Origin of the sequence: Enterobacter sp. A103 (assembly GCF_034427535.1) — a bacterium.
Lineage (GTDB): Bacteria > Pseudomonadota > Gammaproteobacteria > Enterobacterales > Enterobacteriaceae > Enterobacter > Enterobacter asburiae_B.
Genome location: NZ_JAXQPQ010000002.1, coordinates 940,358 through 967,093, shown reverse-complemented (window position 1 = coordinate 967,093; position 26,736 = coordinate 940,358). Strand labels below are relative to the sequence as shown.

Annotated in this window: 22 protein-coding genes; 12 read left to right on the top strand and 10 right to left on the bottom strand. The window is 54.0% G+C overall.

Going from position 1 to position 26,736, the window contains the following annotated elements; translation table 11 throughout:
• Positions 1-176: 176 nt before the first annotated feature.
• Positions 177-1,616: an HNH endonuclease signature motif containing protein gene (locus SPH27_RS10220; protein ID WP_274242185.1), complete on the top strand. Its 1,440-nt coding sequence runs from the start codon at positions 177-179 to the stop codon at positions 1,614-1,616.
• Between the two features lie 713 nt (positions 1,617-2,329).
• Here SPH27_RS10220 and catA read toward each other — a convergent pair.
• The 5 genes from catA to SPH27_RS10195 all read right to left on the bottom strand — a co-directional run bounded on the left by catA (position 2,330) and on the right by SPH27_RS10195 (position 7,572).
• Positions 2,330-3,007: a type A chloramphenicol O-acetyltransferase gene (gene catA, locus SPH27_RS10215; protein ID WP_182071848.1), complete on the bottom strand. Its 678-nt coding sequence runs from the start codon at positions 3,005-3,007 to the stop codon at positions 2,330-2,332.
• 63 nt (positions 3,008-3,070) lie between these two features.
• Positions 3,071-5,002, bottom strand: a complete 1,932-nt coding sequence (locus tag SPH27_RS10210) for a putative bifunctional diguanylate cyclase/phosphodiesterase (protein ID WP_087822967.1) — start codon at positions 5,000-5,002, stop codon at positions 3,071-3,073.
• Positions 5,003-5,019: 17 nt separating this feature from the next.
• On the bottom strand, positions 5,020-5,514 hold the full coding sequence (locus SPH27_RS10205) for a molybdopterin-dependent oxidoreductase (protein ID WP_039263874.1): 495 nt from the start codon (positions 5,512-5,514) through the stop codon (positions 5,020-5,022).
• A 400-nt stretch (positions 5,515-5,914) separates the two neighbouring features.
• Positions 5,915-6,502 carry a cytochrome b gene (locus tag SPH27_RS10200; RefSeq protein ID WP_182071850.1) on the bottom strand — a complete coding sequence of 196 codons (588 nt, stop codon included), beginning with the start codon at positions 6,500-6,502 and terminating at the stop codon, positions 5,915-5,917.
• Positions 6,499-7,572: a catalase family peroxidase gene (locus SPH27_RS10195; RefSeq protein ID WP_047061213.1), complete on the bottom strand. Its 1,074-nt coding sequence runs from the start codon at positions 7,570-7,572 to the stop codon at positions 6,499-6,501. Before SPH27_RS10195 ends, SPH27_RS10200 begins: the two co-directional genes overlap by 4 nt.
• Positions 7,573-7,937: 365 nt before the next feature.
• Here SPH27_RS10195 and SPH27_RS10190 point away from each other — a divergent pair, with 365 nt between their 5' ends.
• Positions 7,938-8,231 (top strand): hypothetical protein, encoded by a 294-nt coding sequence (locus SPH27_RS10190; RefSeq protein ID WP_071884809.1) that lies wholly within the window; start codon positions 7,938-7,940, stop codon positions 8,229-8,231.
• Here SPH27_RS10190 and SPH27_RS10185 read toward each other — a convergent pair.
• Both SPH27_RS10185 and SPH27_RS10180 read right to left on the bottom strand, forming a co-directional pair.
• Entirely contained in the window at positions 8,228-10,012 is a 1,785-nt protein-coding gene (locus SPH27_RS10185) for a diguanylate cyclase (protein WP_182071859.1), read from the bottom strand. The genes SPH27_RS10190 and SPH27_RS10185 overlap by 4 nt on opposite strands.
• A gap of 120 nt (positions 10,013-10,132) precedes the next feature.
• Positions 10,133-11,242 (bottom strand): AI-2E family transporter, encoded by a 1,110-nt coding sequence (locus SPH27_RS10180; RefSeq protein WP_033144729.1) that lies wholly within the window; start codon positions 11,240-11,242, stop codon positions 10,133-10,135.
• Between the two features lie 168 nt (positions 11,243-11,410).
• On the opposite strand from SPH27_RS10180, the gene SPH27_RS10175 reads away from it, so the two are divergent.
• From SPH27_RS10175 to tauD, 7 genes are all read left to right on the top strand, one after another.
• Positions 11,411-11,794 carry a GFA family protein gene (locus tag SPH27_RS10175; protein ID WP_047061215.1) on the top strand — a complete coding sequence of 128 codons (384 nt, stop codon included), beginning with the start codon at positions 11,411-11,413 and terminating at the stop codon, positions 11,792-11,794.
• Positions 11,795-12,047: 253 nt separating this feature from the next.
• On the top strand, positions 12,048-13,448 hold the full coding sequence (gene mmuP, locus SPH27_RS10170) for an S-methylmethionine permease (protein WP_023334652.1): 1,401 nt from the start codon (positions 12,048-12,050) through the stop codon (positions 13,446-13,448).
• Positions 13,435-14,367: a homocysteine S-methyltransferase gene (mmuM, locus tag SPH27_RS10165; RefSeq protein WP_096150024.1), complete on the top strand. Its 933-nt coding sequence runs from the start codon at positions 13,435-13,437 to the stop codon at positions 14,365-14,367. The genes mmuP and mmuM overlap by 14 nt, the downstream gene beginning before the upstream one ends.
• A gap of 178 nt (positions 14,368-14,545) precedes the next feature.
• A complete protein-coding gene (gene tauA, locus SPH27_RS10160) occupies positions 14,546-15,508 on the top strand; it encodes a taurine ABC transporter substrate-binding protein (protein WP_096150022.1) in 963 nt (320 codons plus the stop codon).
• 10 nt (positions 15,509-15,518) lie between these two features.
• Entirely contained in the window at positions 15,519-16,286 is a 768-nt protein-coding gene (tauB, locus tag SPH27_RS10155; RefSeq protein ID WP_023334655.1) for a taurine ABC transporter ATP-binding subunit, read from the top strand.
• Complete coding sequence (gene tauC / locus SPH27_RS10150) at positions 16,283-17,110, top strand: taurine ABC transporter permease TauC (protein WP_010427972.1); 828 nt, start codon at positions 16,283-16,285, stop codon at positions 17,108-17,110. The genes tauB and tauC overlap by 4 nt, the downstream gene beginning before the upstream one ends.
• Positions 17,107-17,958: a taurine dioxygenase gene (gene tauD, locus SPH27_RS10145; RefSeq protein WP_058841155.1), complete on the top strand. Its 852-nt coding sequence runs from the start codon at positions 17,107-17,109 to the stop codon at positions 17,956-17,958. The genes tauC and tauD overlap by 4 nt, the downstream gene beginning before the upstream one ends.
• 69 nt (positions 17,959-18,027) lie before the next feature.
• Here tauD and SPH27_RS10140 read toward each other — a convergent pair whose 3' ends face one another.
• Positions 18,028-19,752 (bottom strand): lysophospholipid acyltransferase family protein, encoded by a 1,725-nt coding sequence (locus SPH27_RS10140; protein ID WP_182071870.1) that lies wholly within the window; start codon positions 19,750-19,752, stop codon positions 18,028-18,030.
• A 120-nt stretch (positions 19,753-19,872) separates the two neighbouring features.
• The gene (gene hemB / locus SPH27_RS10135; RefSeq protein WP_028017695.1) at positions 19,873-20,847 is read right to left on the bottom strand and encodes a porphobilinogen synthase; all 975 of its coding nucleotides are present in this window, start codon (positions 20,845-20,847) and stop codon (positions 19,873-19,875) included.
• A 451-nt stretch (positions 20,848-21,298) separates the two neighbouring features.
• Between hemB and SPH27_RS10130 the strand changes: the two genes are divergently transcribed.
• Both SPH27_RS10130 and SPH27_RS10125 read left to right on the top strand, forming a co-directional pair.
• Entirely contained in the window at positions 21,299-24,073 is a 2,775-nt protein-coding gene (locus SPH27_RS10130; RefSeq protein WP_207167936.1) for an autotransporter outer membrane beta-barrel domain-containing protein, read from the top strand.
• A 94-nt stretch (positions 24,074-24,167) separates the two neighbouring features.
• Positions 24,168-24,791, top strand: coding sequence for a helix-turn-helix domain-containing protein (locus SPH27_RS10125; protein WP_033144736.1), 624 nt, complete (start codon positions 24,168-24,170; stop codon positions 24,789-24,791).
• A 2-nt stretch (positions 24,792-24,793) separates the two neighbouring features.
• Here the strand turns inward: SPH27_RS10125 and ampH are convergent, their stop codons facing one another.
• Positions 24,794-25,954 (bottom strand): D-alanyl-D-alanine-carboxypeptidase/endopeptidase AmpH, encoded by a 1,161-nt coding sequence (gene ampH / locus SPH27_RS10120; protein WP_023310524.1) that lies wholly within the window; start codon positions 25,952-25,954, stop codon positions 24,794-24,796.
• A gap of 204 nt (positions 25,955-26,158) precedes the next feature.
• Here ampH and SPH27_RS10115 point away from each other — a divergent pair, with 204 nt between their 5' ends.
• Positions 26,159-26,692, top strand: a complete 534-nt coding sequence (locus SPH27_RS10115) for an isochorismatase family protein (RefSeq protein WP_033144738.1) — start codon at positions 26,159-26,161, stop codon at positions 26,690-26,692.
• Positions 26,693-26,736: the final 44 nt, after the last annotated feature.

The following is a 26,736-nucleotide window of genomic DNA, read 5'->3' as shown; positions in this document are numbered from 1 at the left end:
GCTTACCGTTTGAAGCCAACACCGTGATTTGGAAGGCTGCGAACTGATAGCCTCGCGAGAACTGGAAGACTACATAAGTACTTGTAAGGCCGTTCGCCGTTAATATAACGCCGTTTGCGCGGAAGTTGACAACAGCTGGCAGGCCAAAATATCGCCGTGCCGAGCGGGGAAATGAAATGATTATTCGTGAACACAACGGTTATAAGCACGTCATTAGTCGTGCTAATTATACTCGACGAGTTTGGAAGGCAAATCACTACGCTTTCGGAAATTGGACTCCGGGTTGTTGGAACACCGTTCATTGCGGTCCGCGTGATTCTACGTACATGCTAGCTCACTCACAGGCCACGGTAGCAGCATGCGAAATCATGAAGATAAGCCGCGCCGAGTTTCAATTTTTCTTTGAAAAAACTGATCAGGGTGATGCGAGCGTGCACATTGAACAGCATGACGTGCGCTTTAACTGGAAGGGTAAGACATATACCTTCACTCGTGGGATGGATAAGAGCAAGGTGATCGCCACTCTCAAACAGTTGGAGCTATATGGTAACGCCGACGCAGATCGCAAGATAGCGAAGATCAATAAGCAAAAGGCAGAATCTGAGGCATTACAGGCAAAGCGTGCAGCCGCGGTTGCACGTACAGCAAAACTAATGCGTAAAGACACAACTCTTACAGAAGAGAAAATTACATCAGTTTCAGCGAAAAATTTACCGCAGATGCTTTATCCAAAATACCCATTGGAAATTGCTCAAGGCCTCCCACATATGAGAGTGCTATCGTATCGCCGCTGGGTAGGGATGAACCATAAGAAACTCAACAGAATTCCCGAGAAAGAACGCATAGCGCTTTTTTTAGCTACTGCATCGTTAACCGAGGATGAGTTGCTAGCGGTGGCGCAAATGTTCGCTCCAATGCCTGAATTCCTTCTGCTGGCCACGCCTAAACTGGTTCTGCTAGTGCCTGAGTCGGATCCTAAACTTGAATTGGAGAACGAGCTGGAATATACAAAACCGTTTTACAACAAAATTTACGGTGCCGATCCAGTTGAGGGTGTTTCTGATACAACAAAAGCGGTATTAGTTACCGAAACAGCGCCTGATGTCGTTATTTCAAGTCCAAAAGAAGAGGAGCCAAGCCAGTCAAAACAGCGCATATCGGGAGTACGCAAACCACGTAAATCGCGAATTCGTCAGCTGGTGGAACGCGACGCTAAAGGCGATATACCGTTTTACGGTATGCGCCGCCGTACACAGGCACAATTCCGTGTTGACGTGGCGTTGAACTGTTTTGAACGCTGCGTGATTTCCGGTGCAAGCCTGATGCGTTGCGAAGCGGCTCACCTGTTGGCGCACGCCCGCAAAGGTGGTGCGAGCTTTAAAAACGGCCTGCTGCTCCGTGCCGACTTGCATACTTTGTTTGACGCTGGAATGTGCGCGATTGATCCGCTGGCCATGACAATACATTTTAGTCTCACCATCTTGGAAAGCGATCCTGATCTGGCTGCTTATGAAGGTAAGACTATCAAGACAGTTAAGCCGATTAACTCCACCAACTTGGACGAACGTTGGACGATATTTCTGACGGCTTATATGGAAGTCGACACTGCCGCATAAAATTTGAACACCTGACTGCGTTCCTGGCAAGCGGCAGCCTAATATTTCAAGCGTGACTTACTTCTGAAAGCAACTACGACCAACGTCATATCAAGCCACGTAGCAAATACCCGTCTCTGGTGTTAAAAACTGTCTAACCTGCAGGTTATGTGCGAGCAGTGCAACGTCGGTCAATCGAACCATTCCGAAGTGGACTGAAATGCGCCAGCATAGTAAAAGGCGTTTAGTGTCATTTAAAATAAACCCAGATCTACTAGTGCGGCCTAGTCGGCGCGAGGCAAACGACGTGATTAAATCTGTGTGGGCAAGTCTGCCCAGGTTCATGTTATATACTCTCGTAGCAAACGGAGACAGTAAAGTATGGCACTGCCTGCTTCAGGGAAGGGGGCATCACATCACTACAGTGAATGAGCTCGGCTATGAGGCTGATACCTGATACTTTTGAGCGCTACTAAAAAAAGGCCTGAATAGCATCCTTTGTAGATAAGGCACTTAATCAGAGCCGATTGCAGTGATTGATCTTGTTGTTCTGATCTGCAATTAAGTCATACATGCAAACATTTGGGGGTACTTATGGGGGTATGTTAAAAGATCGAATTAAGTAAAGTGATTAAAAATCAATGCCTTTGTGTTGATGATTTTGTTCCTATTATCGCACCATATTTTAAAGCAGTCTTCCGACAATCAAATAAACAACATTTGTCCCTTGTGCATCAGCCATTACATTCCTCCGACAGCTCCGGCAAACCATCACACATCTCCTGCAACTCATTAAACATCCTTGCCACATGGAAACCATCGCACACCGAGTGATGTACCTGTACCGCCATAGGCAACAACACTTTCCCATCCTGCTCGTAGTATTTTCCAAACGTGAACATAGGGGAAAAGAAGTTCTTCATGTGCGCAATGTTCATCGTAAAGTTCGTAAACGTCACCCAGGGAATAGACGATACGAAAAAGACATTTTCCCGGGACTCTTCTTTCGGCCAATAAGAAAGGTTATTGCCATAGCGCGCAACATCTTCTGCATAGGTGTTCTGGAAGTGATGAATATTGCCGTCGAAGTGACTCCACAATGAAGAAAAGGTCTCTGTTTCAGGGTGGAAAATGGTATAGCTGGGATGAATTTCATTCCATATGACAAGCTCATTGTCCTTCACGGCCATACGGAATTCCGGATGCCGGTTCATGATTTTAGAGAGGAGGAAAATAATCGTCGGATAAAACTTCCAGCCGACTTTTTTGATATGTTTTCGCAGCGCGGTGATGTCGATCAGAACCGTTTGGTTAATTGTACACTCAGCAAATGACTGGAATACTTCAAAATGCTCCTTCCTGGCCCAACGAGATAAATCAACAGGCGTATATTCCGGGGCTGTTTTTTTCATTGTTTAACCTTTGATTATCAATCGATTAAAGGGTTTTGGGCCAGAAAAAGCCGCGCAACCATTTCAACCGTATCTAATCTTCCTGTCAATCTCAGCCTGTGGTTTTCCGAACAGATATCCCTGCACGAGATCGCAGCCTAGCGCCTGAAGACGTTCAAGCTGCGCTTCGGTTTCAACACCTTCTGCAATGACCCTCATATTGAGGCTCTTCGCCATGCCGGTTATCAATTTAACGATATTAAGGGCATCATCCTGCGTGGATATCGGGTTCACAAAGGATTTGTCGATTTTAATTTTATCAAAATTCAGTTCACTCAGACGTGAGAGCGACGAATAACCCGTCCCGAAATCATCGATTGAAATTCTTACACCCAGCGTTCTCAGCTTTTTGAGAATAGTGATCGGCGTGTTGCTGTCGCTGAAGAGCGATGACTCCGTAACCTCTAATTCAAGACGGTTCGCCGGAAGTCCTGTCTCCTTCAGGATGGACTGTACCATTGCCGTAAAGGATTTCGTGCCCAGCTGAACGGGTGAGACGTTCACAGAGATCCTTGCCGGAACCGCCCAGGAAACCGCTTCCCGGCAGGCAAGCTCCAGCACGGTTTTGCCGATCTGGTTGATCATCCCCGTTTTTTCAGCGACGGAAATAAAGTAATCGGGTGACAGTAGCCCCTTCACCGGGTGTATCCATCGAATAAGCGCTTCATAGCCGTAAATTTCATTGCTGAATGAATCGACAATAGGCTGGTAATAAACAACGAATTCATGGTTATCGATCGCCAGTGCCATATCATGTTCAAGGGTTCTGCTTTCCTGCAACTTTTGCAGCATCCACTGACGGAAGACTTTTATCTGCTGTGAGCCCTCTTTTTTGGCTTCGTAGAGCGCCAGATCGGCAAATTTATAAAGGTAGTCAGAGCGCCGTTCATTATCAGATAAAACGATACCCACACAGGTGGCGATTTTTATCAGCTGGTTATTAATCGTATAGGGCTGGCTGATATGTTCGCTGATTTCTTTGGCACGCGAAACGGCGGCAGCTTCAGTGAGGCCACTGGACAAAAGGGCGAACTCGTCTCCGCCCAAACGGTAAAACGTATCAGTGGCGCTGCTCATTGAGGTGAGGCGTCTGGATACCTGATTCAACAGCAAATCTCCGGCATCATGGCCATAGGTATCGTTGACCTCTTTGAAGCGGTCTAAATCAAATAACATCACCGTGACGGGGATATGGTTTTTATCTGCCTGAAGATTAATTTTGTTGAGATCGTCCCAGAAGAAAAGGCGGTTTTTCATGCCGGTGAGGGAGTCATGATAAACATCATATTCCAGCTTCGAGTTCTGAATTTGCAGCGTTTCTTTTGATATTTGCAGTTCGTCAGCAAGGCTTTTAACCTGCATGTGCGCTTTGAGAATGTTTTTATTCTGGTAGATCATTAAGAAACCCAGAATAAAGCTTAATATCACCAGTAATAATGAAAGTACCGAATAAATATAATACAGGATTTGTATTTTATGGTTGGATTCATTAACCGTGTTAATATCTTTCGTCAATGCCGTTGCAGAAAGCTGGCTCAGCGGCGCATCAAGGTCATGCATATTTGTCAGGTATGCCTGTAGTTCTGGGTGGCTCATTTTTTCAAGATGGCTATCCAGATAGGCCAGTATTTTCTCTAAGCGCAAAGCGAGCTCCTGATGCGCTTTATCACTGTCAATATAGCGACCTAAATCACCCCCTTTCATTAAATCGCTCTGGCTGAGCATAATTTCAAGACGCATGCGGACCTGGTCTATCGTAACGTCATCGGTATCGGTTGCGTATAGACCAAGCCATGATTCAAAACGGTAATACTCTGATACCAGTTGTGCCACGGACCAGGACTCAGTGTATTGAGTCAGTTTTTGCAATTCCTGCTGGCGATCGTAAACAAGGAATGCAATATATCCTGTCGTGATAAAAAGAGAAAAAATGATACCAACCAGTATCCTGTTCATTATGTTCTCCTGAACGACTACTCAATCTTCATTTTGCTAACCTGCCATGCTGATCGTGAGTAATAAATCTGATTATTCAACTCAGGAAGACTGTCATAGGGGTATACAATGAACGATGGGCCTTTATCGCGGATGCGCATATATTCGCCATTGACCTTTAAGGCAAGTATGGCGTTGTATTTTTTAAAGTCACTGAGAGGGATCACGGTAGAGTAATCATTGAGCGCAATAACATTAACGTTAGTTCCCTTCGCACCCACATACTCCATGAGTTTGTTCATTGGAACACCCTCAAACTTCGTACGACCATTATACCAGGGAGATGTCGTCTCGAAACTCACTACTCCGAGTTTTTCAAGGCTGGCGAGATCAAACACTGCTTTTCCATTTTCATTGGTATTTTCTATATTACCGTAAATCGTTAAAATGGGTTTACCAACTGGTTTTGGCAGGTCGCCAGCCCAGGTTACACTTTGTACGAGACAGCATAACAGCAGTAGGGTTAATCGCATTTTGACCTCCACCTTTTGAACATAAGTATAAGAATTATAATTTAGATATCACACGAGTTTATATATTTTGTTGAGGAGTAAGGGGTTTTATCGTTTTTGTTGATATAAACCCATTTTAATCAATGGGTTAGGTGTTGCGGGTGACAGGGTGTTTGATACTAGAGCGACGCTTAACTTTTTGATAAAAGCTAAAATTGCGGGCATAAATGCTCTTCTGTTTAAAAAATAATCGCTTTAATTGATGGATATTAACTTCCGCGACAATTTTAGGATGTCCTTGGCTTTTTGGGGCGCGAATCTGGAGACTAAATACGCACCCCGGTTGTGTCCGTTGTTTCAGGATGACGACGATAAGCGAGGACACGACCATTCTGATGGTGCGTGTCCCATATCGCTTGCCTTACTTCATGTCATCCTGGATGGCTGACGCCGACTTCCCCCCTTTCGCCATGCTGGAAAACACTGCGTCCCGGTAGATCCACGCATGAACGAGTGCGGCAGAGATATGGACCAGCACCACAGCAAAAAGCAACTTTGCCAGAAGGCTATGGGCGTCGTGACACCAGGCATACAGTGCTGGACTGTTCGGGGCAATCGCCGGCAGGTTGAGGCCACTAAACATCACAATCGGCAGCCCGGCTGCCGACAGTTGCGCCCAGCCCAGCAGCGGCATTGCCAGCATTAACCCATACAGCATCCAGTGTGATGCCTTTGCTGCAAGCACCTGCCAGACGGGCAAATCAGCAGGAAGTGGGGGCGTCCGGCTAAGGAGCCGGTTGACCAGACGCACCAGTGCCAGCAGTAAAATGGCGACACCCAGCGGCCGGTGCAGGTCGATTAACCAAATCCGGTGATGTAACGACGTCATCATTGCGGCACCGATGAAAAGCATGGCCAGGATCATCACCGCCATCAGCCAATGCAGGCTTCGCGCCAGGATATTGAAATGCTGCGGCGCATGCTCTCGCATATCTTTATTCGAGCTCATTTTACCTCCTGCTTTTGCACAGCTTCGGTGGCCTTGCCGTAGCCGATTTCCCGCTCACGGCGACTGAAAGAGTGGGAATAGGCAGCGGAACGGGCGTTTAAGATGGGATCATCAGACACCGCAACGCCTGCAGGAACAATCGAAGGGTCAAAGTTAACGTCGCGGCACGCGCCCTCGGATTGTGCTTCGACACGCGTCACTTCCAGCGTGCCGGCAACCATCTGTTTGCGATCGTCCGGCCATGGCTGGGAAGGATCATCCACCGGATCGCCCCGCTGTGCGAGCTGCAAAACGTAATCCCAATAGAGTGGCTTCTGCGCCAGGCGCTGACGCAGGTTTTCGAACAGGAAGTTGTCATCGGCTTTCTGTCGTTGTTCATCGCTCATAGAAAGGAAAGGCTCGTGCGGACGCATCATCCAGCGAACGGCCTGGCGATCTCCCTGCGAGTTCACAAGATAAAAGGCGTTAATGCTGTAAAACGTCGCGCCCGCGAAGCTGCCGGGCGCGGGTTTTTGTGCCGCCCATTTAAGGTATTTCTCCGCCTCCGGGTACGCTTTCAAAAAGTCTGCGAGACGCTGTGGATCCGGTTTGCCAGTGGCTGCATCGACAGCCGTGGCTTTTCGCAAGGCCAGAAAACCTTCCGGACTGTGCGTGGCGAAGAAAGGCTCGTTGTTCATCGCCATTCGCCATTGCTGCTTGTCATCTGTCTTCAGCAGCAGCGCCATGCTCAGGGTTTTGGTCGTGCTATCCGGGGCATGGGGATCGCCAGTACCAATAGAGAATCGGCCCACCACGGGCACTTCCTGCTGTGAGAAGAGGCGGGAGGTTGAAAGAGAATTTGCCGAGCCGTTTGGCGTAAAGGTGCCAGCAAAGCAGATGCCTTTTCCATGCGCGCGGCGAAAACCCGGCGGGAAGGGTTTCGGTGTTTCACCCACCAGTGCCTGGCTGACCGTGCGTGAACCAAGCCAGCCCGCCGTCCATGCAAAAGCAAATGCCAGCGTACCGGCGACAACGGCGATCGATGCCAGCGCGCCCCAGGTTTTTTTGGATCTCAAATCCAGTTTCGACATAGACGTTTTTCCATAACAAAATATCTTCACATGTCATGCACAACGTATTGCGCGTGACATGTGTTAATACAGTGGCGAATATGGTTTGAGTATAAAAATTAAGGGGCGTAAAGAAAGAATATCACGAAAAGTTTAAACCTTTTCGCCGTCACAAAGGAGGGCTACTTATCACAACGGTAATTGTGGCAGGACAGGTTCTTACTGAGAAATAGCGACGAAATATGTAATTTAAAGTTTTCTATTTCTCAAGCGAGAACGTGTAAGGTTTGTTGTTCCTGACGAATTAGATTCATTGATGTAAATCAGATTATCTCTTTCATTCGCCGCTTATCGTGTGCACACCTTTCCTTAAAACGAATCAAAAAATGAAAAAAAGACCATTCTTGATGGTGCTTTGCGCTGTGTGCTGCTTTTTTGTTGCGGACATCGCTATGGCAAAAAACAGTTCAGTTTCCAGTGAACAGGTTAAAGAGAACGTTATTGCAGAGTCGATCGCATCTTATCCAGGAGTATGCGCCTGTCCTTTTAACCGGGCCAGAAACGGAAGCGCCTGCGGCAGACGCAGCGCATGGAGTAAAGCGGGAGGCTATGCTCCCATTTGTTATAAAAATGAAGTTACGGATGAGATGGTAAAGCAGTGGCGTGAAAATAATAGCTAACCCGCCTCCAGCATCCCAAAGCTCACAATCCGCGCGCGGCCCAGCTCTTTCGCCCGGTACAAGGCCACATCCGCGGCGCGCAGCAGGTTGTCAGTCTGGGCATGTTGCGGGTAGCTGGCAATGCCAATCGACACATCCACCGGCCCAATCTCGGTCAGCCCGTAGCGAAGCGACAGCTCATGCACGCTATTGTAAATCTTCTGCGCGCAGGCGTGCGCCTCTGGTTCATCGGCACCGGGAAGCAGGACCAGAAACTCCTCGCCCCCGTAGCGGAATGCGAGTCCGTTGTCATGTGCGGCCCGCTGAACAATTGACGCCACGCTTTTAATCACCTGATCGCCCGCTTCATGGCCGAAGCGGTCATTGATGCTCTTGAAGTGATCGATGTCGATCATCATGCAGCTTAACGGCTCGCCGGTACGCAACGCCTGTGCCGTTTGGGTTTGCAGGGTATCTTCCAGATGATGACGATTACGCAGGCCGGTGAGCGGGTCGAACAAGGCTTTTTCCAGCAACGCGTCGCGCAGACGCTGGTTGGCCAGCGCCAGACCGAGCGCTTCGGCCATCAGTTCCAGATAGGCGCGGGATGGGGCGTTGTCCGCCGTAATATTCTGGAATGAGAGCAGGCCAATGGCCTCGCCCTGGGCGATAAGCGGCACGCACAGCGAGCTTTCAGCTTGCGATGCCGGAAGATGGTAGCAGGCGATATCCGGCTCACCGTTTACCGGCGGGTGGCTCTGCCCGCGGCGCACGGCCCAGCACTCGTCCGGGTGGAACGTCGTCTCTTCACCAACCGGTGAAAGCCATTGCGCGACGCAGCGCATCTGCCACGGATCGCGGTCAAGGACGTAAAGTCGGCCCGCGATACCCGGCGCGATATTAGGCGCAAACAGCTCCGCCACGTTAATCACATCGTTAAAGTTCTCACACCCCTGCAGCCGCTGGGTCATGCGCGCCAGCAGCTCGCGGATGGCCCAGTCGGCATCGCGCTCTTTTTCCAGACGCTGTCGCGCCAGGCCGTTTTCGCGGAAGATGCGGATGGCCTGGGCCATGTCGCCAATCTCATCAATCTGGTTGAAATTGGGCGTTTCAACCGCGTAATCCTGGGATGCCAGGCGGTGCACCACGTCGCTCAGGCGCACCACGGGACGCAGCACGCGGCGCTTTAATATAAAGCCGAGAACAAACAGGAACAGCAGGGCGGTCAGGCCGACCATCAGCTCAGAGGCCGTACGCAGCGCTTTCGATTTTTTTGTCGCGTCCTGAACGGAGGCGATGACGCGTTTGTCGAGTATCTGGCGGAAGTGATCGATCTGGTTCTGCGCGCGCTCCAGCTCCTGCTCATAGGGCGCACCGTAGAGTAGCGCAACGGCCTGCGCGTCTTCTCCTCGCTCAAGGCTGGAAAGGGCGGTTTGCTGCTCGTCCTGCAGCTCATCGACGATCTTTATTCCTTCATGCAGCAGGGCCAGTTCTTCATCCGATGCGCCGTTATCCTGCAACTTTTCCAGCCGAAGCTCGATGCTCTTCAGGCTGTTTTCCGCCTGGTTATATTCCTTGAGAACCTGAGGATCTTTTTTAATGACGTACAGCCGTGCTAAATCAGACTGGGCCCAGATATCGGTTTCGATATCTTCCGTGAGCTGATCAAATTTCTGCCGTTGTTCAACGGCCTGACGCTCGAGGGTATCAGCGCTGGACGCCATCAGCATGATGATGCCGGAGGCGATGGTCAGGCAGACCGTGGCACCATAGGCCCAGTTTGTTATCGTCGCGATTCGCACCTGATGATCCTTTTACGACATGAGTAGGATGGCGTTCTTTCAAATTATAGAAAACGTTTGATTTAAGGCGAAAAAAAAGGCGGCACAGCGCCGCCTGGTGTGGTCTATATCGTCACATCCTCACAATTCTGGAGGATTTTTTCCTTCTTCGATGAAGTCGGGGTCCAGCTCTTCGGCGTTACCTTCGTGATCGCGCCCTGAGAAGAGGTTCCAGCAGGCGATAAACAGCGCGGCAATGAGCGGCCCAATCACAAAGCCGTTAATGCCGTACAGCTCCATGCCGCCGAGGGTGGAGATCAGAATCAGGTAGTCCGGCATTTTGGTGTCTTTCCCGACCAGCAGCGGGCGCAGGATATTGTCCACCAGCCCGACGATAATCACGAAGAAGCCGACAATAAACAGCCCTTGCCAAAGCTGATGGGTGGCGAACAGGAAGATGGCGGCGGGCACCCAGACAATCGCCGAGCCGATGGCGGGCACCAGCGAGAGGAAGGCCATCAGCGCCCCCCAGAGCACGCTGCCGTCAATACCGGCAATAGCAAACGCAATCCCGCCGAGGATGCCCTGAACCACCGCTACCGCCGCCGTTCCTTTTACCGTGGCACGCGACACGCCGACGAATTTGGCGAATAGGTGTTGCTTGGCGAAATCAGACAGCGGCAGGGAGTCAAGGATCTGGCGCACCAGATACGGGCCGTCTTTCAGCAGGAAGAACAGCAGATAAAGCATGATGCCGAAGCTAATCGCAAAGCCAAACGTGCCCTTGCCAATCAGGAACGCGCTGCCGGCGAGATATTGCCCGCCCTGCAGGGCGACATCAGAGAGTTTTTTCTGGATCTGCGCCGCGTTGGTCAGGTTGTGATCCGCCAGGAAGCCGCTGGCCCAGTCAGGCAGATGGTTAAATATGCTCGCCACCACTTCCGGGAACTGGGTGTTGTTCTCCTGAAGCTTCGTGTAAACCACGTTCAGCTCAATGGCGAGCGAGGAGAGGATCACCATCAACGGAATAAAAACGATCAGGCAGATAATGCCAATGGTCAACAGCGAGGCGAGCCCGTTGCGATCCCCCAGCGCGGCGCGCAGCCTGTTTTTTACCGGATTGAAGATGACGGTCAGAATGGCGGCCCACAGTATCGCGGAGAAGTAGGGCGACAGTATGTCGAAGAAGGCCCAGGTGACGAGGGCGAGAATAAAAATGAAGAAACCTTTGGTCAGTCCATTAAAGCGCATAGTGATTCCTGGTAACGAATAAGCAGAGTCGACTATAGAACTGATTTGAGGATTTACCAATAATTCTGCCGCTGGCGTGCTGGGCGATGGCTTCGCGTCTGACCCGGCATACAGACCTCAATAATGTGTTATGTTTTGATGAGATTTTAAACAGCTCAGGACGACAGCATGGAAAAGGTCTTTTCAGGTGGGTGCTTATGCGGCTCGGTTCGCTTTACCGCTGCGAATGGGGGCAATGTGCACACCTGCTCGTGCGATATCTGTCAGAAACACACCGGCGCACAAACCGTCGTATGGATTGAGTTTCCGGCGGAAAACGTGCAGTGGATCGGTCCGGGCGGACGTCCGGCGACATGGCGATCGTCGGACTACTCCAGCCGGGCGTTTTGCCCCACCTGCGGCAGTTCAATTGGCGCGATTGATGATTCACCCACCGTTGCCTTATTTACTGGCGTGTTTGACGATCCGGACCAGCCGGAGTTTGCCCCGGAAAATCACTCCTTCGACGACATGATGCCTGCCTGGTGGCGACATACCATGAGGGAAGCGTAAAAGTATGATCCGAGGGTTCATCGTTACCACTTTCGACTGACCGAAGATCGCCGCTTCCCGCACCATGCTGTAAGTATCTGCTTGCGGAGGTGCTTATGGCCTGGCGTCCGATTCTCTATGTGATCCTCACGACCCACCCCAGACTCAGCGCGAGGCGTGCCCGTTTGCGTCTGGTCATCTAGCTTTTTATTAACAATCGCGGTATAACACACCTTCTTTGGATGTTTAGATGTCCATACGTATAGAAGGTAATATGCAAACACAACAAGAAAATGGGCAGCTTAAGCGCACCATGAAAACACGCCACCTGATTATGCTCTCGCTGGGTGGCGTGATTGGGACAGGGTTATTCTTCAATACCGGATACATCATTTCAACGACCGGGGCGGCGGGCACGCTGCTGGCATACCTGATAGGCGCGCTGGTGGTCTGGCTGGTGATGCAGTGTCTGGGCGAGCTTTCCGTAGCGATGCCGGAAACCGGCGCGTTCCACGTCTATGCCGCCCGCTATCTTGGCCCGGCGACGGGCTACACCGTGGCGTGGCTCTACTGGCTCACCTGGACGGTGGCGCTCGGCTCTAGCTTCACCGCCGCGGGCTTTTGCATGCAGTACTGGTTCCCGCAGGTGCCCGTCTGGGCGTGGTGCGTGGTCTTCTGCGTGGTGATTTTTGGCCTGAACGTCATCTCTACGCGCTTTTTTGCGGAAGGCGAATTCTGGTTCTCTCTGGTGAAAGTCATCACCATCATCGCCTTTATTATCCTTGGCGGGGCGGCGGTCTTTGGCTTTATCCCGATGCAGGACGGTTCCCCCGCGCCGGGCTTAAGCAACATCACCGCCGAAGGCTGGTTCCCGCACGGCGGCCTGCCGATCCTGATGACCATGGTGGCGGTGAACTTTGCCTTCTCCGGGACGGAGCTCATCGGCATCGCGGCGGGCGAAACGGAAAATCCGCACAAGGTGATTCCGGTTGCGATCCGCACCACCATTGCGCGCCTGATTATCTTCTTTATCGGTACCGTGTTTGTGCTGGCGGCGCTGATCCCGATGCAGCAGGCGGGCGTGGAAAAGAGCCCGTTCGTGCTGGTGTTTGAAAAGGTTGGTATTCCTTACGCGGCAGACATCGTTAACTTCGTGATCCTGACGGCGATCCTCTCGGCGGCGAACTCGGGACTGTACGCTTCCGGGCGCATGCTGTGGTCGCTGTCGAACGAGAAAACGCTGCCGCGCTGCTTTGCCCGCGTGAACAAAAACGGCGTGCCGCTGACGGCGCTCTCGGTCTCTATGCTCGGCGGCGTGCTGGCGCTGTTCTCAAGCGTCGTGGCCCCGGACACGGTGTTTGTCGCGCTCTCGGCGATTTCTGGCTTTGCGGTGGTGGCGGTGTGGATCAGCATCTGCGCGTCGCACTTCGTTTTCCGTCGCCGTCATCTGCAGTCCGGCCAGCCGCTCTCTGCGCTGCAGTACCGCGCGCCGTGGTATCCGCTGGTGCCGGTGCTCGGTTTTATCCTCTGCGTGGTGGCCTGTGTCGGCCTGTGGTTTGACCCGAGCCAGCGCATTGCCCTTTATTGCGGGCTTCCGTTTGTCGCCCTGTGTTATGGTGCGTACTACCTGACCCGAAATATGACATCGCAGGAGCCTGAACATGTCGCAGAATAACCCGCTTACCGCCATCCTCGAAAAACAGCCGTTTGTGGTGCTGGATGGCGCGATGGCGACGGAGCTGGAAGCGCGCGGCTGTAACCTGGCAGACAGCCTCTGGTCAGCCAAAGTGCTGGTGGAAAACCCGGAACTCATTCGCGAAGTGCATCTCGATTACTACCGCGCGGGGGCACAGGTGGCGATCACCGCCAGCTATCAGGCCACGCCTGCGGGCTTTGCGGCGCGCGGTCTGGACGAGGCGCAGTCCCGCGCGCTGATCGGTAAAAGCGTGGAGCTGGCGCGTAAGGCGCGCGAAGCGTATCTGGCTGAAAACCCGCATGCGGGCACGCTGCTGGTGGCGGGCTCCGTGGGGCCGTACGGCGCGTATCTGGCGGATGGATCAGAGTATCGCGGCGACTACGTGCGCAGCATCGAGGAGTTTACTGCCTTCCACCGTCCGCGCGTGGAAGCGCTGCTGGATGCGGGCGCTGACCTGCTGGCCTGCGAAACGCTGCCTTCGTTTGTGGAGATCAAGGCGCTGGCGGCGCTTCTGGCCGGGTACCCCCGCGCCCGGGCGTGGTTCTCCTTTACCCTGCGCGACAGCGAACACCTGAGCGACGGCACGCCGCTGCGCGAGGTGGTCAGCGCGCTGGCAAACTCTCCGCAGATTGTCGCGCTGGGCATTAACTGCATCGCCCTGGAAAACACTACGGCGGCGCTGAAGCATCTGCAAAGCCTGACGTCGCTGCCGCTGGTGGTCTATCCGAACTCGGGCGAGCATTATGACGCGGTAACCAAAACCTGGCACCACCACGGTGAAGCGTGCGAGACGCTGGTAGGGTATCTGCCGCAGTGGTTGGAAGCCGGCGCGAAGCTGATTGGCGGATGCTGTCGCACCACGCCGAAAGACATTGCTGAGCTGAACGCGCAGCGCTGATGCCCTCACCCTGACCCTCTCCCACGGGGAGAGGGGAAAAAACGAACCGCACAAAACCAACTATCCTTTCCCGCTTTTTATCTAAAAACGAATCGTTATGAGCGATTCATTTTTATTCCTTTATCAAAATTCCCGCGCCGGAAATACTGCCCTCATAACAACAAGGGGAGCAGACATTATGGCAATTTCATCGCGAATCACACTTCTCGGCGCACTGGCGCTGTGGGCATTTCAGGCGCAGGCGGTGGACGTCACCGTCGCGTATCAAACTTCTGCGGAACCGGCGAAAGTCGCGCAGGCGGACAACATCTTTGCGAAAGAGAGCGGCGCGAAAGTCGACTGGCGCAAGTTCGACAGCGGGGCGTCCGTCGTGCGTGCGTTAGCCTCCGGCGACGTGCAGATCGGCAATATCGGCTCCAGCCCGCTGGCGGTTGCGGCCAGCCAGCAGGTGCCGATCGAGGTTTTCCTGCTCGCCTCGCAGCTCGGTAACTCTGAAGCGCTGGTGGTGAAGAAGAACATCACCAAACCGGAAGATCTGATCGGCAAACGTATCGCCGTGCCGTTTATCTCCACCACCCACTACAGCCTGCTGGCGGCGCTCAAACACTGGGGCATCAAGCCGGGTCAGGTACAAATCATCAACCTGCAGCCGCCGGCGATTATCGCCGCCTGGCAGCGCGGGGATATTGACGGGGCTTACGTCTGGGCTCCGGCAGTGAACGAACTGGAAAAAGACGGCACCGTGCTGACCGACTCTGAAAAAGTGGGCCAGTGGGGCGCGCCAACCCTCGACGTGTGGGTCGTGCGCAAGGACTTCGCCGAGAAACATCCCGAAGTGGTGAAAGCCTTCGCCAAAAGCGCGATTGACGCCCAGCAGCCGTATATCAGCAACCCGGATGAATGGCTGAAGCAGCCCGCCAACCTGGAAAAACTCTCCCGCCTGAGCGGCGTGCCGGAAGCGGACGTGCCGGGGCTGGTGAAAGGCAATACCTATCTGACGCCCGCGCAGCAGGTGCAGCAGCTGACCGGGCCGGTGAACAAAGCGATTGTGGATACCGCCACCTTCCTGAAAGAGCAGGGCAAAGTGCCTGCGGTAGCCCCGGATTACAGCCAGTACGTGACCGATCGTTTTGTGAAATAAGGAGTCCGCCATGCTGAATATTACGAACCTGTACGCCGATTACGGCGGGAAACCCGCGCTGGAGGATATCAACCTGACGCTGGACAGCGGTGAACTGCTGGTGGTGCTGGGCCCGTCCGGGTGCGGAAAAACCACGCTGCTGAATCTGATCGCCGGGTTTGTCCCTTATCAGCATGGCACCATTCAACTGGAAGGCAAAAAGGTGGAAGGCCCGGGCGCCGAGCGCGGCGTGGTCTTCCAGAACGAAGGGTTGCTTCCCTGGCGCAACGTGCAGGAAAACGTGGCGTTTGGGCTACAGCTTGCGGGCATCAACCGCGAACAGCGGCTGGAAACGGCGCGGGCGATGCTGAAAAAAGTGGGGCTGGAAGGGGCTGAAAAACGCTTTATCTGGCAGCTTTCCGGCGGTCAGCGTCAGCGCGTCGGTATTGCCCGCGCGCTGGCCGCGAATCCGCAGCTGTTGCTGCTGGATGAGCCGTTCGGGGCGCTGGATGCCTTCACCCGCGAGCAGATGCAAACCCTGCTGCTGCGCCTGTGGCACGAGACGGGCAAGCAGGTGCTGTTGATTACCCACGATATCGAAGAGGCGGTGTTTATGGCGACGGAGCTGGTGCTGCTCTCGCCGGGGCCGGGCCGCGTGCTGGAGCGCTTGCCGCTGGATTTCGCCCGCCGCTACGTCGCGGGAGAGCCCGTGCGCAGCATCAAATCCGATCCGCTGTTTATCGAACAGCGTGAATACGTCTTAAGCCGCGTGTTTGAACAACGGGAGGCTTTCTCATGAGCATCGTCTTCAGTGAAAAAACGCGCCGCACGCGTCTGGCGCTGCGCTGGCCTTTCTCGCGCCAAATCACGTTGAGCGTCGGTACGCTGCTGGTGCTGCTGGCGGTGTGGTGGGCGGTTGCTGCCCAGCAGTGGGTCAGCCCGCTGTTTCTGCCGCCGCCGGGCCAGGTGCTGGCCAAACTCATTACCATCGCCGGGCCGCAGGGCTTTATGGATGCCACGCTCTGGCAGCACCTTGGAGCCAGTCTGGCGCGTATTCTGGTGGCGCTGCTGGCAGCGGTAATTATCGGGATACCGGTCGGGATCGCGATGGGCTTAAGCCCGACGGTGCGCGGTATTCTCGATCCGCTGATTGAGCTTTACCGTCCGGTGCCGCCGCTGGCCTATCTGCCGCTGATGGTGATCTGGTTTGGCATCGGTGAAACGTCAAAAATCCTGCTGATTTATCTGGCCATTTTCGCCCCGGTTGCCATGTCGGCGCTGGCGGGCGTGAAGAGCGCCCAGCAGGTGCGGATCCGCGCGGCGCAGTCGCTGGGTGCCAGCCGTACGCAGGTGCTGCTGTTCGTGATTTTACCGGGCGCGCTGCCGGAGATTTTAACCGGGCTGCGCATCGGCCTCGGCGTGGGCTGGTCCACGCTGGTGGCGGCAGAGCTGATTGCGGCCACGCGCGGCCTTGGCTTTATGGTGCAGTCGGCGGGAGAGTTCCTGGCGACTGACGTGGTGCTGGCAGGGATCGCGGTGATCGCCGCGATCGCCTTCGGATTAGAACTGGGGCTGCGCGCGTTACAGCGTCGCCTGACGCCCTGGCATGGAGAAATACAATGAGTGAACGTCTGACCATTACCCCGCTGGGGCCGTATATTGGCGCGCAGGTGTCGGGCCTGGATGTGACCCGTCCGCTGAGCGATAACCAGTTCGAGCAGCTGTACCACGCGGTGCTGCGCCATCAGGTCGTTTTCCTGCGCGAACAGGCGATCACCCCGCAGCAGCAGCGCGCGCTGGCTCTGCGCTTTGGCGATCTGCATATCCACCCCGTCTATCCGCATGCAGAAGGCGTGGAGGAGATTATCGTTCTGGACACCCACAACGATAACCCGCCGGACAACGACAACTGGCACACCGACGTGACCTTTATCGAGACGCCGCCCGCCGGGGCGATTCTGGCGGCGAAGCTGCTGCCGGAAACCGGCGGCGATACGCTGTGGACCAGCGGGATTGCGGCGTATGAGGCGCTCTCCGCGCCGTTCCGGACGCTGCTGAGCGGGCTGCGGGCGGAGCACGACTTCAAAAAATCGTTCCAGGAGTACAAGTACCGTAAAACGGAAGAGGAACATCAGCGCTGGCAGGAGGCGGTTGCGAAACATCCTCCGCTGCTGCACCCGGTGGTGCGGACCCATCCGGTCACCGGCAAGCAGGCGCTGTTCGTGAACGAAGGGTTCACGACGCGCATTGTGGACGTGTCCGAGAAAGAGAGCGAGGCGCTGTTAAGCTTCCTCTTCGCGCATATCACCAAGCCCGAGTTTCAGGTGCGCTGGCGCTGGCAGGAGAATGACCTGGCGATCTGGGATAACCGCGTGACGCAGCACTACGCCAATGCGGACTATCTTCCGCAGCGCCGGATTATGCAGCGGGCGACGATCCTGGGGGATAAGCCGTTCTACCGTGCGCCATGATCCCCTCACCCTAACCCTCTCCCCAAAGGGGCGAGGGGACTGCCCGGTGCGGTTTTCACCCTCTCCCTGTTAGGGAGAGGGCTGGGGTGAGGGTATTAAATGCGCCTCTATATACCGTTGATACCGGTTCGCCTTCAGGTAACACAAATCCACTAGCACCAGTCCGTCGACGCAGTCGTTAAATGCCGGGTCGCTGCCAAAATCAATAAACTGCACGCCGCCGGGTTCACACAGCTCGGAATACTGCTTGTAGAGCGGCGGAATGCCGCAGCCCAGATTGCCGAGCAGGGATTTCAGCTTTGTCAGGTCGTCCACGTAATCCATGCCGCCAAACTGCGCGAGCACGTCCGGCAGCGATGCGGGATACGGCTGACGTGACGCGGCGAGCGGATGCGTTGCCGGGAACCACAGGCGGTAAAAGGCTACCAGCAGATCCCGCGCGGCAGGCGGTAAGCCGCCGGAAATGGAGACCGGGCCAAACAGGTAGCGGTAGTTCGGATAACGCGCCAGGTAGGCCCCAATGCCGGACCATAAATAGTCCAGGCCACGGCGTCCCCAGTAGCGCGGCTGAATAAAGCTGCGCCCCAGCTCAATACCGTGCTCCAGCACGTCCTGCATTTTGTCGTCGTAGTGGAACAGGCTATAGCTATACAACCCTTCCAGACCGCGACGTTCAACCTGTCTGGCGGTCGGCATAAAGCGATACGCGCCGACGATCTCCAGATCCTCATCATCCCACAGGATCAGGTGCAGATAATCATCATCGTAGCAGTCGGTGTCACGGCGTTTGCCGCTCCCTTCCTCGACCGCGCGAAAGGCAATCTCGCGCAGGCGGCCCAGCTCGCGCAGCAGCGGGGCGTCTTCCTGACCGTTGCGCTGCCAAAGATAGATGGTTTTACCGTCGCTGGTATTGCCCAGACATTCGGCCCGCGCCAGCGCGCGTTTCAGGGTGGCCCGGTCTTCCGGACGGGCAATGGCGCACTGGGTTTTAAAGACGCCAGGCAATCCCTTGCCAAGACGCATCACATGCTGACGGCACTGTTCGGCCATCTCACGCGACGAAAGGGTGGCGCTGTGCCAGTGATGCCAGGCAATCTGCTGGCCGATTTTAATCGGCAGCTGGCTATGGCGGCGGCGGAACATCTGCTGCATCAGCAGCAGCATGGACAGCGTCGGGGAGACCAGCGTGCTGGCATAGAAGAGCAGGCTGTTATGCGCCTGAATATGCACCGGCAGCAGCGGGGCGCGCAGCTTGCTGGCGAGTTTGATAAAGCCAGAGTGCCATTTTTTATCGCGAATGCCCTTGCGCGTGGGGCGGGAAACTTCTCCGGCCGGGAAGAAGATCAGCACGCCTGCGTTTTGCAGATGCTGTTCCATCTGCACCAGGGACGATTTCGCCGTCCTGCCGCCCATATTGTCCACCGGAATAAACAGCGAGCTGAGGGGCTCAAGGTGGGTCAGCATCCGGTTGGTCACGACTTTAACGTCGCGTCGCACGCGGGAGACGGCGTACATCAGCGCCAGGCCGTCCAGCGTACCCGTCGGGTGGTTGGCAATAATGACCAGCGGGCCATGTTCGGGGATTTGTTCAAGATCGCGGGCGGAAACGGTGCAGAGAATATCAAGGTGTTCCAGAACTTGCTCCACCATATCCAGTCCTTTCAGGTGGCGGTGTGCTGCGGCAAATTGCTGAAATTCGTCTTCGTAAAACAGTCTTTTTAACAGACTTTTTTGCCAGGGTGCAGGCCTCGCCTGAGGCCAAAGATCGTCGAGAACGCTATCGAGGCTAAACATGGTTACTCCTCCTGCCGTCTTGCGAAGACAGTAGAAGGCGCAGATGTCGGTTGTATTGCAGTTTGGTGAAGATTAGAGCAGGCCGGGTAAGGTGAAGCCGCTACCCGGCGCTAGAGCGGATTAACGCAGAATTTTCTTCTCGGCCAGATCCAGCGCGAAGTAGCTGAAGATCAGATCCGCGCCTGCGCGTTTGATGGCGCCGAGGCTTTCGAGGACCACTTTCTCTTCGTCAATCGCACCGGCCAGCGCGGCGAATTTGATCATCGCGTACTCGCCGCTGACCTGGTAAGCGCCCAATGGCAGCTCGGTGCGCTCGCGGATGTCGCGCAGGATATCGAGATACGCGCCCGCTGGTTTCACCATCAGGCAGTCTGCGCCCTGGGCTTCGTCGAGCAGGGATTCGCGAATCGCTTCCCGACGGTTCAGCGGGTTCATCTGATAGGTTTTACGATCGCCCTTCAGCGCCGTACCGGCCGCTTCGCGGAACGGGCCGTAGAATGAGGAGGCAAATTTGGTGGAGTAAGACATGATTGCGGTGTCGGTAAAGCCCGCCGCGTCCAGCGCCTGACGGATCGCCTGAACCTGTCCGTCCATTGCGGCAGAGGGCGCGATGAAGTCCGCACCCGCAGCGGCAGCCACGACCGCCTGTTTGCCGAGGTTCAGCAGGGTGGCATCGTTATCGACACCGTGATCGCACAGCACGCCGCAGTGGCCGTGAGAGGTATATTCGCAGAAGCAGGTGTCTGACATTACCACCATTTCCGGCACGGTCTCTTTGCAGATGCGCGACATGCGGGCAACGAGGCCATCTTCTTTCCACGCGTCGCTGCCGGTGGCATCGGTATGGTGAGAGATGCCGAAGGTCATCACCGAGCGGATCCCCGCGTTGGCGATGCGTTCAATCTCACGCGCCAGATATTTCTCCGGAATGCGCATTACGCCCGGCATGGCTTCGATGGCTTTGTAGTCATCGATCTCTTCTTCGACAAAAATCGGCAACACCAGATCGTTTAAGGTCAGGGTTGTCTCTTCAAACATAGCGCGCAGTGCAGGTGACTTGCGCAGGCGGCGGGGACGTGCAATTAAATCGGTCATGGTATGCCTGATGTTTGTGGAACAAAGAAGGCTAGTGTACCTCAAAGTGAAGACAGGTGTTTTGGTAAAAGTGGGCATTTTATTTTTGTAAAATGTGATGGGTCTGCCTTTCTGGCATCAATATATAATGCAGGGCAGTATAACGCCGAAATGGAGATGAGTTATTCATATTGTTTTTATATTAAATAGAAAACATCATTGAAAATGATTCATTATATATTTTTATATGTGTCTTATTGTTGTGTCTGTATTTTAATGCTTTGTTTTTATAATATTTATCTGTAGTGACAGATGCTTTCTCGGTTTTGATGTGTTATTAGTCTGGATACGGACTTAATGGAAACATTCATTGAACCTTTTCGAAATGAAAATGCATAATTCCCTCCGCAATTAAACATTGCAAAATCATTGATGGACAAACTTGCTTACGTCCCTGAGGAGGGATGACCCAATGCAAACATGGAAAAAGAAACTCGTTGTATCTCAACTTGCATTAGCCTGCACCCTGGCTATCGCTTCTCAGGCAAATGCGAAGGATATTTCCGGTACGACATATAATACATTCGGATACGATAATACCGCTTCCACCCCTTGGTATTATGGCTATGCCGACTGGGATTACTCAGGCGCTACCCATGACGGTGATATTTATCCGGTGATTAATAAAAGCACCGTGAATGGTGTTATTTCAACATACTATCTGGATGATGGCATCAATGGTCGGGCGAATGCGTTAAGCATTTCCAACAGTACCATTAATGGCATGATTACCTCTGAATGTATGACCCCCTCGTGTGCTGACGGCCTGGATACCGATGGCACCAACCATTCTCAATACGATCGTTTTAGCCTGACCGTAGATAATTCCACCATTAACGATACCTATGAGCATTATGCGTATGATGTTGTGAATGGGGAAAATACGGAAAGACACTATCTGGATACGTATAATCTGGGTAATGCGATTACCCTGGATGTGGAGTCCGATATTGTTATCCAGAACAATTCCCACATTGCCGGTATTACCCTGACGCAGGGTTATCAGGAGCCGGATAATACCCCTTACGACGGTGTGGAAGGCGTAGCCAACAGCAGCAAAGTATTTACCGACACGCTGGTGGTGAAAGACTCCGTTCTGACCTCAGGCGCGTACCGCGATCTGGGGACCAGCGGGTTCTACGGTCAAACCGCGAAGCCGAGCGACTACGGTGAAACGAATGCCACGGCAGCAGATGATGCGGCGCTGATCGTTGCCGCTAGCGCGTCTGATAACGCGATGCAGACCACTGCCACGTTCGATCATTCCACCGTTACTGGCGATATTCTGTTCTCCAGCACCTTCGACAACAACTTCTATCCGAACGGCGATCCGGCAACGGATACGACTGCAGACGGTGTCTATAACCCAACCACCAACGGCTGGGATGGCACCGATAAGCTGGATGTCACCCTGACCAACGGCAGCAAATGGGTCGGCGCAGCACAGTCCAGCGTCGAGGCTATCGGCCCAGCGCAGATGTATGGACTGGGCTACAGCAACGTAGACTGGAGTAGCTTATCCCCTAACAGCATTTGGCCGGATTCCATTTATGACAGCAACGGACACGTTGCGGGTGAAGCTGTGTATCAGAGCGGGCTGTTTAACATCGCGCTGGATAACGGCTCTGAGTGGGATACCCGCAAGCTTTCAAACATCGACACGCTGACGGTAAACAACCAGTCTCAGGTTAACGTTGAAGACTCTGATCTGCTGGCGGACTCCATCACCCTGACCAATGCTTCATCAATGAATATTGGAGACAGCGGTGCTGTGGCGACCGACCATCTGTATCTGGACAGCTATAGCCGTGCGGCACTGACGGAAGAAACGGCCGAACTGTATGCCAACACCATCACCGTGGATAACGGTGCTGAGCTGGCGCTGGGGCTGGGTCAGGTTGATACGCATAATATGGAACTGACCGATGGCGGGGTGCTGAACGTTGCCAGTCGTGATTACGTCCTGAACAGCGATCTGAACAACGCACGCTATATCACTAACGATAAGTACAATGCCGATTACGACTATGGTGTTGTGGCGATTAACTCAGATGGCCATCTGTCAGTGAACGGTGATGTTGCAGGTAACTACCAGGTGCGCATCGACGATGCGACCGGTGCCGGTTCCGTTGCCGATTACAAAAATAAAGAGATTATTCGCGTCTATGACAATAACGCGGATACCACAGCCAGCTTTACTGCCGCAAACAAAGCCGATTTAGGTGCTTACACCTATCAGGCGCAGCAGCAGGGTGACGCCGTTGTCCTTCAGCAGAAAGAGCTGACCGACTCTGCCAATATGGCGCTGAGCATCCCATCTGCCAATACCAATATCTGGAATCTGCAGCAGGATACCGTCGGCACGCGTCTGACCAACAGCCGTCACGGCCTGGCGGATAACGGCGGGGCGTGGGTGAGCTACTTCGGTGGCAACTTCGACAGTGACAATGGCGTTATCAGCTACGAGCAGGACGTGAGCGGTATTATGGTGGGTCTGGACACCCAGATTGACGGTAATAATGCAAAATGGATCGTCGGTGGGGCGGCAGGTTTCGCGAAGGGTGATACCAGCGATCGTACCGGTCAGGTCGATCAGGATAGCCAGACTGCGATGATCTATGCGTCAGCGAAGTTCATGAACGATCTGTTCCTCGACAGCTCCCTGAGCTACACCCGCTTCAACAGCGATCTCTCTGCCAACATGAGCAACGGTCAGTACGTTGACGGCAATACCACGAATGATGCTGTTGGTTTTGGGCTGAAGCTGGGCTATGACTGGAAACCAAACCTCTCTGGCTACGTTACGCCATATGCAGCCGTATCTGGCCTGTTCCAGTCTGGCGATGATTATCGTCTGAGCAATGACATGCGCGTCGATGGGCAATCTTACGATAGCCTGCGTTATGAACTCGGCGTTGATACGGGTTACACCTTCAACTACGGCGGCGAACAGGCTCTGACGCCTTACTTCAAACTTGCCTACGTCTATGACGACGCCGATAACAATGCCGATATTAACGGTGACAGCATTGATAACGGCGTGAAAGGCTCCGCTGTGCGGGTAGGGCTGGGCACCCAGTTTAGCTTCACGAAGAACTTCAGTGCGTACACCGATGCCACTTATCTGGGCGGCGGCGACGTTGATCAGAACTGGGGCGCAAATCTGGGCGTGAAATATACCTGGTAATGAATAAAAGCGGGGGAGTGGTTATCTCCCCCGCTTTTTATAGAAGCAATAAAAATAATATTGGACCGACAAATACGGATGACTTGAGGTCTGCATGAACGTTAATGCGAAACCGCTTTCTGAATTACGCCGGCTCGAACAGTATTTAACAGCGGCCAGTACCCCTTTTACATGTGCGCCCCAGCAATTAATTACGTCAGGCGAATGGAATGAGCCTTGTACGATCGTATTACAAACCGGCGTTATTGAGGTTTATCGAACTTCTGATGAATTGCTGGTGGGGATTGCGACTGCCCCTTTTATATTCGGGCTGTCTACGGTGGTGATTAATCACTCTCACGAATACAGGGTGATTGCTAAAACGGCCTGTACCGGTTTTTATTTGCCCACGGAAACCACCCGTCAACTCATCCAGCAGTATTCACTCTGGAAAGAGGCCTTCTGCTGGTTATCCTGGATAACTTACATTCTTGAGAAACGCGATAAGCAGCTGGTGGGAAATAATTCCTATCACCAGATCCGCTCGATGCTGCTGAATATGGCGGAATGGGATGAAACGCTGCGTTCAAAAATCGGTGTGATGAATCATATTCAACAGAGCACACGAATTTCACGTTCCGTTGTTGCCGAGGTGCTTGCCGCCCTGAGGCAGGGAAACTATATCAACATGAGCCGGGGCAAGCTGGTCAGCATCAACCGCTTGCCCACGGAATATTAAAATTAGTTAGACGCGGTGAGAACCTGGGCTTTATTGGCGCTCAGTTCAGCCACTAAGTTATTAATCCCGTCACTCATATTGACGAAACGCGTATGCGGGGAGCGGGTGACCACCACAAATGCGCCCACGTTTGACTGCGGGATCATGGCCATATAGGTGATGAATCCGCCGCCGCCGCCGGTTTTCTGAATAATACCCGGACGGCCATTTTTCGGAGCCATATAGACCCAGCCCATACCGAGCGCGTCGGCTTTACCCGGCACGTCCATCCCGATGACGCGCTGCAGCTGAGTGCGCTGATAAATCAGGGTCTGCATGCGATCGGCCTGGCTGCTGCGTGCGTAGAAATCTGAGGAAAGGAACTGCTGCATCCAGCGCATCATGTCGCCAGGCGTGGAATAGACCCCGCCGCTGCCCACGGCCGCGAGCGTATTATTACAGGGGCTAGCGCCTTTCTCCGCCACCATCAGGCGACGACACTGATCCGGAGATGGGGTAAAGGTGGTGTCTTTCATACCCAGCGGACGGGTTATCTGCTCTTCAAAAAGCTGCGTGTAGGGTTTGCCAGCCGCCGTTGAAAGGGCGTCCGCCAGCAGGTCAAAGGCCAGGTTTGAATAAGAGGCCTGCGAACCCGGCGCCGCCTTCAGCGTGGCGGTACTCAGGTAGCTCCAGCGCTGGTCGCGCGTTGGCCAGACAAATACGTCACGGTGCGCCGCCCCGCCTGGCTGCTCACGCGGCAGGGCGCTGGTGTGGGTGGCAAGGTTCACAAGCCGAATCGGCGTACCCTGATAGGTTGGAACCCGGGCGCCTGGAGGCGCGTATTTGCTGAGCGGGTCGTCGAGTTTTACCACGCCCTGATCGAGCAGTTTCACCAGCATTTCGCTGGTCATCAGCTTGGTTAAGGACGCGATGCGGATAACGGAATCCAGCTGCGGGTGAACGTTATTTCCTGGGCGCGTCTCGCCAAAGCTGCGGAACACACGCTGGTTGCCGTCGATGACGACCATCGCCATCCCGGTCGCACCGCTGCCGTAATAGATAAGGTTCGCGTAGCGGTCGGCAATATCTGAAGCTAAAACGGGCGCCGTCAGCGGTTGGGCTGCCTGGGCGGTAGAAAAGCTCACCGCACACAGCGCGGCAAAAGAGAGCAGACAACGTTTCAACGAAAAGCATCCATGAAGTGAATGAAGAAAGTAATGGGTATTTATACTACTAATCGGTACCGCGCAATGCCCCGAATTGCATAACGATAGCGAGAAAAACGTAACCATGGGTAAATATGAACAATTTACTTACGAGCCATCTCCCATTTTGTGACATCGGGCTTATGATAGGCACCAGTGTCACTCAATCTTACGGAGAACGGTATGTCTGAGAAGCGTGTGGTTATGGTTGTCGATATGCAGAACGGGGTATTTGAAACCCCTCGTCATCAGCGCGAAAAATGTGTCTCTCTGATCAACCAGCTTACGCAGGCAGCCGACAAGGTCATTTTTATTCAGCATACCGAGGCAGGGGGCCTGGAAGAGGGAAGTGAAGGGTTTGCGCTACTGCCTGAACTCCATCAGCCAGCTGACGCGCTATATGTGACCAAAACCGCCTGTGATGCCTTCTATAACACCGTGCTTGAGGCGCTGCTGCGTGAGCAGGGCATTCGCGAGTTTGTCATCTGCGGCTGCGCCACCGATTACTGCGTCGATGCGACGATCAAGAACGGCGTCAGCCGGGGTTATCACATCACCGTGGCGGAAGATGCCCATACTACCGCCAATCGCCCGGCGGCAGATGCGCGGATCCTGATTAACCACCACAACGACGTCTGGCGTAACTTCATCGCGCCGGCGAATCCTCTCGCGGTGAAACGCACCGAAACAATTCTCGAAAACTGGAAAGCGAACTAATAATCAACCCTCGGGTCTGACCTTTTTGCCTGAGTCGGGAGGCT

Bases quoted from the DNA above. Each gene is read 5' to 3' on its own strand.
- mmuP (WP_023334652.1), top strand. From the start codon at position 12,048: ATGCAAACACAACAAGAAAATGGGCAGCTTAAGCGCACCATGAAAACA.
- mmuM (WP_096150024.1), top strand. From the start codon at position 13,435: ATGTCGCAGAATAACCCGCTTACCGCCATCCTCGAAAAACAGCCGTTT.
- SPH27_RS10210 (WP_087822967.1), bottom strand. From the start codon at position 5,002: ATGAACAGGATACTGGTTGGTATCATTTTTTCTCTTTTTATCACGACA.
- tauB (WP_023334655.1), top strand. From the start codon at position 15,519: ATGCTGAATATTACGAACCTGTACGCCGATTACGGCGGGAAACCCGCG.
- SPH27_RS10220 (WP_274242185.1), top strand. From the start codon at position 177: ATGATTATTCGTGAACACAACGGTTATAAGCACGTCATTAGTCGTGCT.
- SPH27_RS10125 (WP_033144736.1), top strand. From the start codon at position 24,168: ATGAACGTTAATGCGAAACCGCTTTCTGAATTACGCCGGCTCGAACAG.
- SPH27_RS10190 (WP_071884809.1), top strand. From the start codon at position 7,938: ATGAAAAAAAGACCATTCTTGATGGTGCTTTGCGCTGTGTGCTGCTTT.
- catA (WP_182071848.1), bottom strand. From the start codon at position 3,007: ATGAAAAAAACAGCCCCGGAATATACGCCTGTTGATTTATCTCGTTGG.
- SPH27_RS10140 (WP_182071870.1), bottom strand. From the start codon at position 19,752: ATGTTTAGCCTCGATAGCGTTCTCGACGATCTTTGGCCTCAGGCGAGG.
- tauA (WP_096150022.1), top strand. From the start codon at position 14,546: ATGGCAATTTCATCGCGAATCACACTTCTCGGCGCACTGGCGCTGTGG.
- SPH27_RS10130 (WP_207167936.1), top strand. From the start codon at position 21,299: ATGCAAACATGGAAAAAGAAACTCGTTGTATCTCAACTTGCATTAGCC.
- SPH27_RS10115 (WP_033144738.1), top strand. From the start codon at position 26,159: ATGTCTGAGAAGCGTGTGGTTATGGTTGTCGATATGCAGAACGGGGTA.
- SPH27_RS10175 (WP_047061215.1), top strand. From the start codon at position 11,411: ATGGAAAAGGTCTTTTCAGGTGGGTGCTTATGCGGCTCGGTTCGCTTT.
- SPH27_RS10195 (WP_047061213.1), bottom strand. From the start codon at position 7,572: ATGTCGAAACTGGATTTGAGATCCAAAAAAACCTGGGGCGCGCTGGCA.
- SPH27_RS10180 (WP_033144729.1), bottom strand. From the start codon at position 11,242: ATGCGCTTTAATGGACTGACCAAAGGTTTCTTCATTTTTATTCTCGCC.
- SPH27_RS10200 (WP_182071850.1), bottom strand. From the start codon at position 6,502: ATGAGCTCGAATAAAGATATGCGAGAGCATGCGCCGCAGCATTTCAAT.
- tauD (WP_058841155.1), top strand. From the start codon at position 17,107: ATGAGTGAACGTCTGACCATTACCCCGCTGGGGCCGTATATTGGCGCG.
- hemB (WP_028017695.1), bottom strand. From the start codon at position 20,847: ATGACCGATTTAATTGCACGTCCCCGCCGCCTGCGCAAGTCACCTGCA.
- SPH27_RS10205 (WP_039263874.1), bottom strand. From the start codon at position 5,514: ATGCGATTAACCCTACTGCTGTTATGCTGTCTCGTACAAAGTGTAACC.
- tauC (WP_010427972.1), top strand. From the start codon at position 16,283: ATGAGCATCGTCTTCAGTGAAAAAACGCGCCGCACGCGTCTGGCGCTG.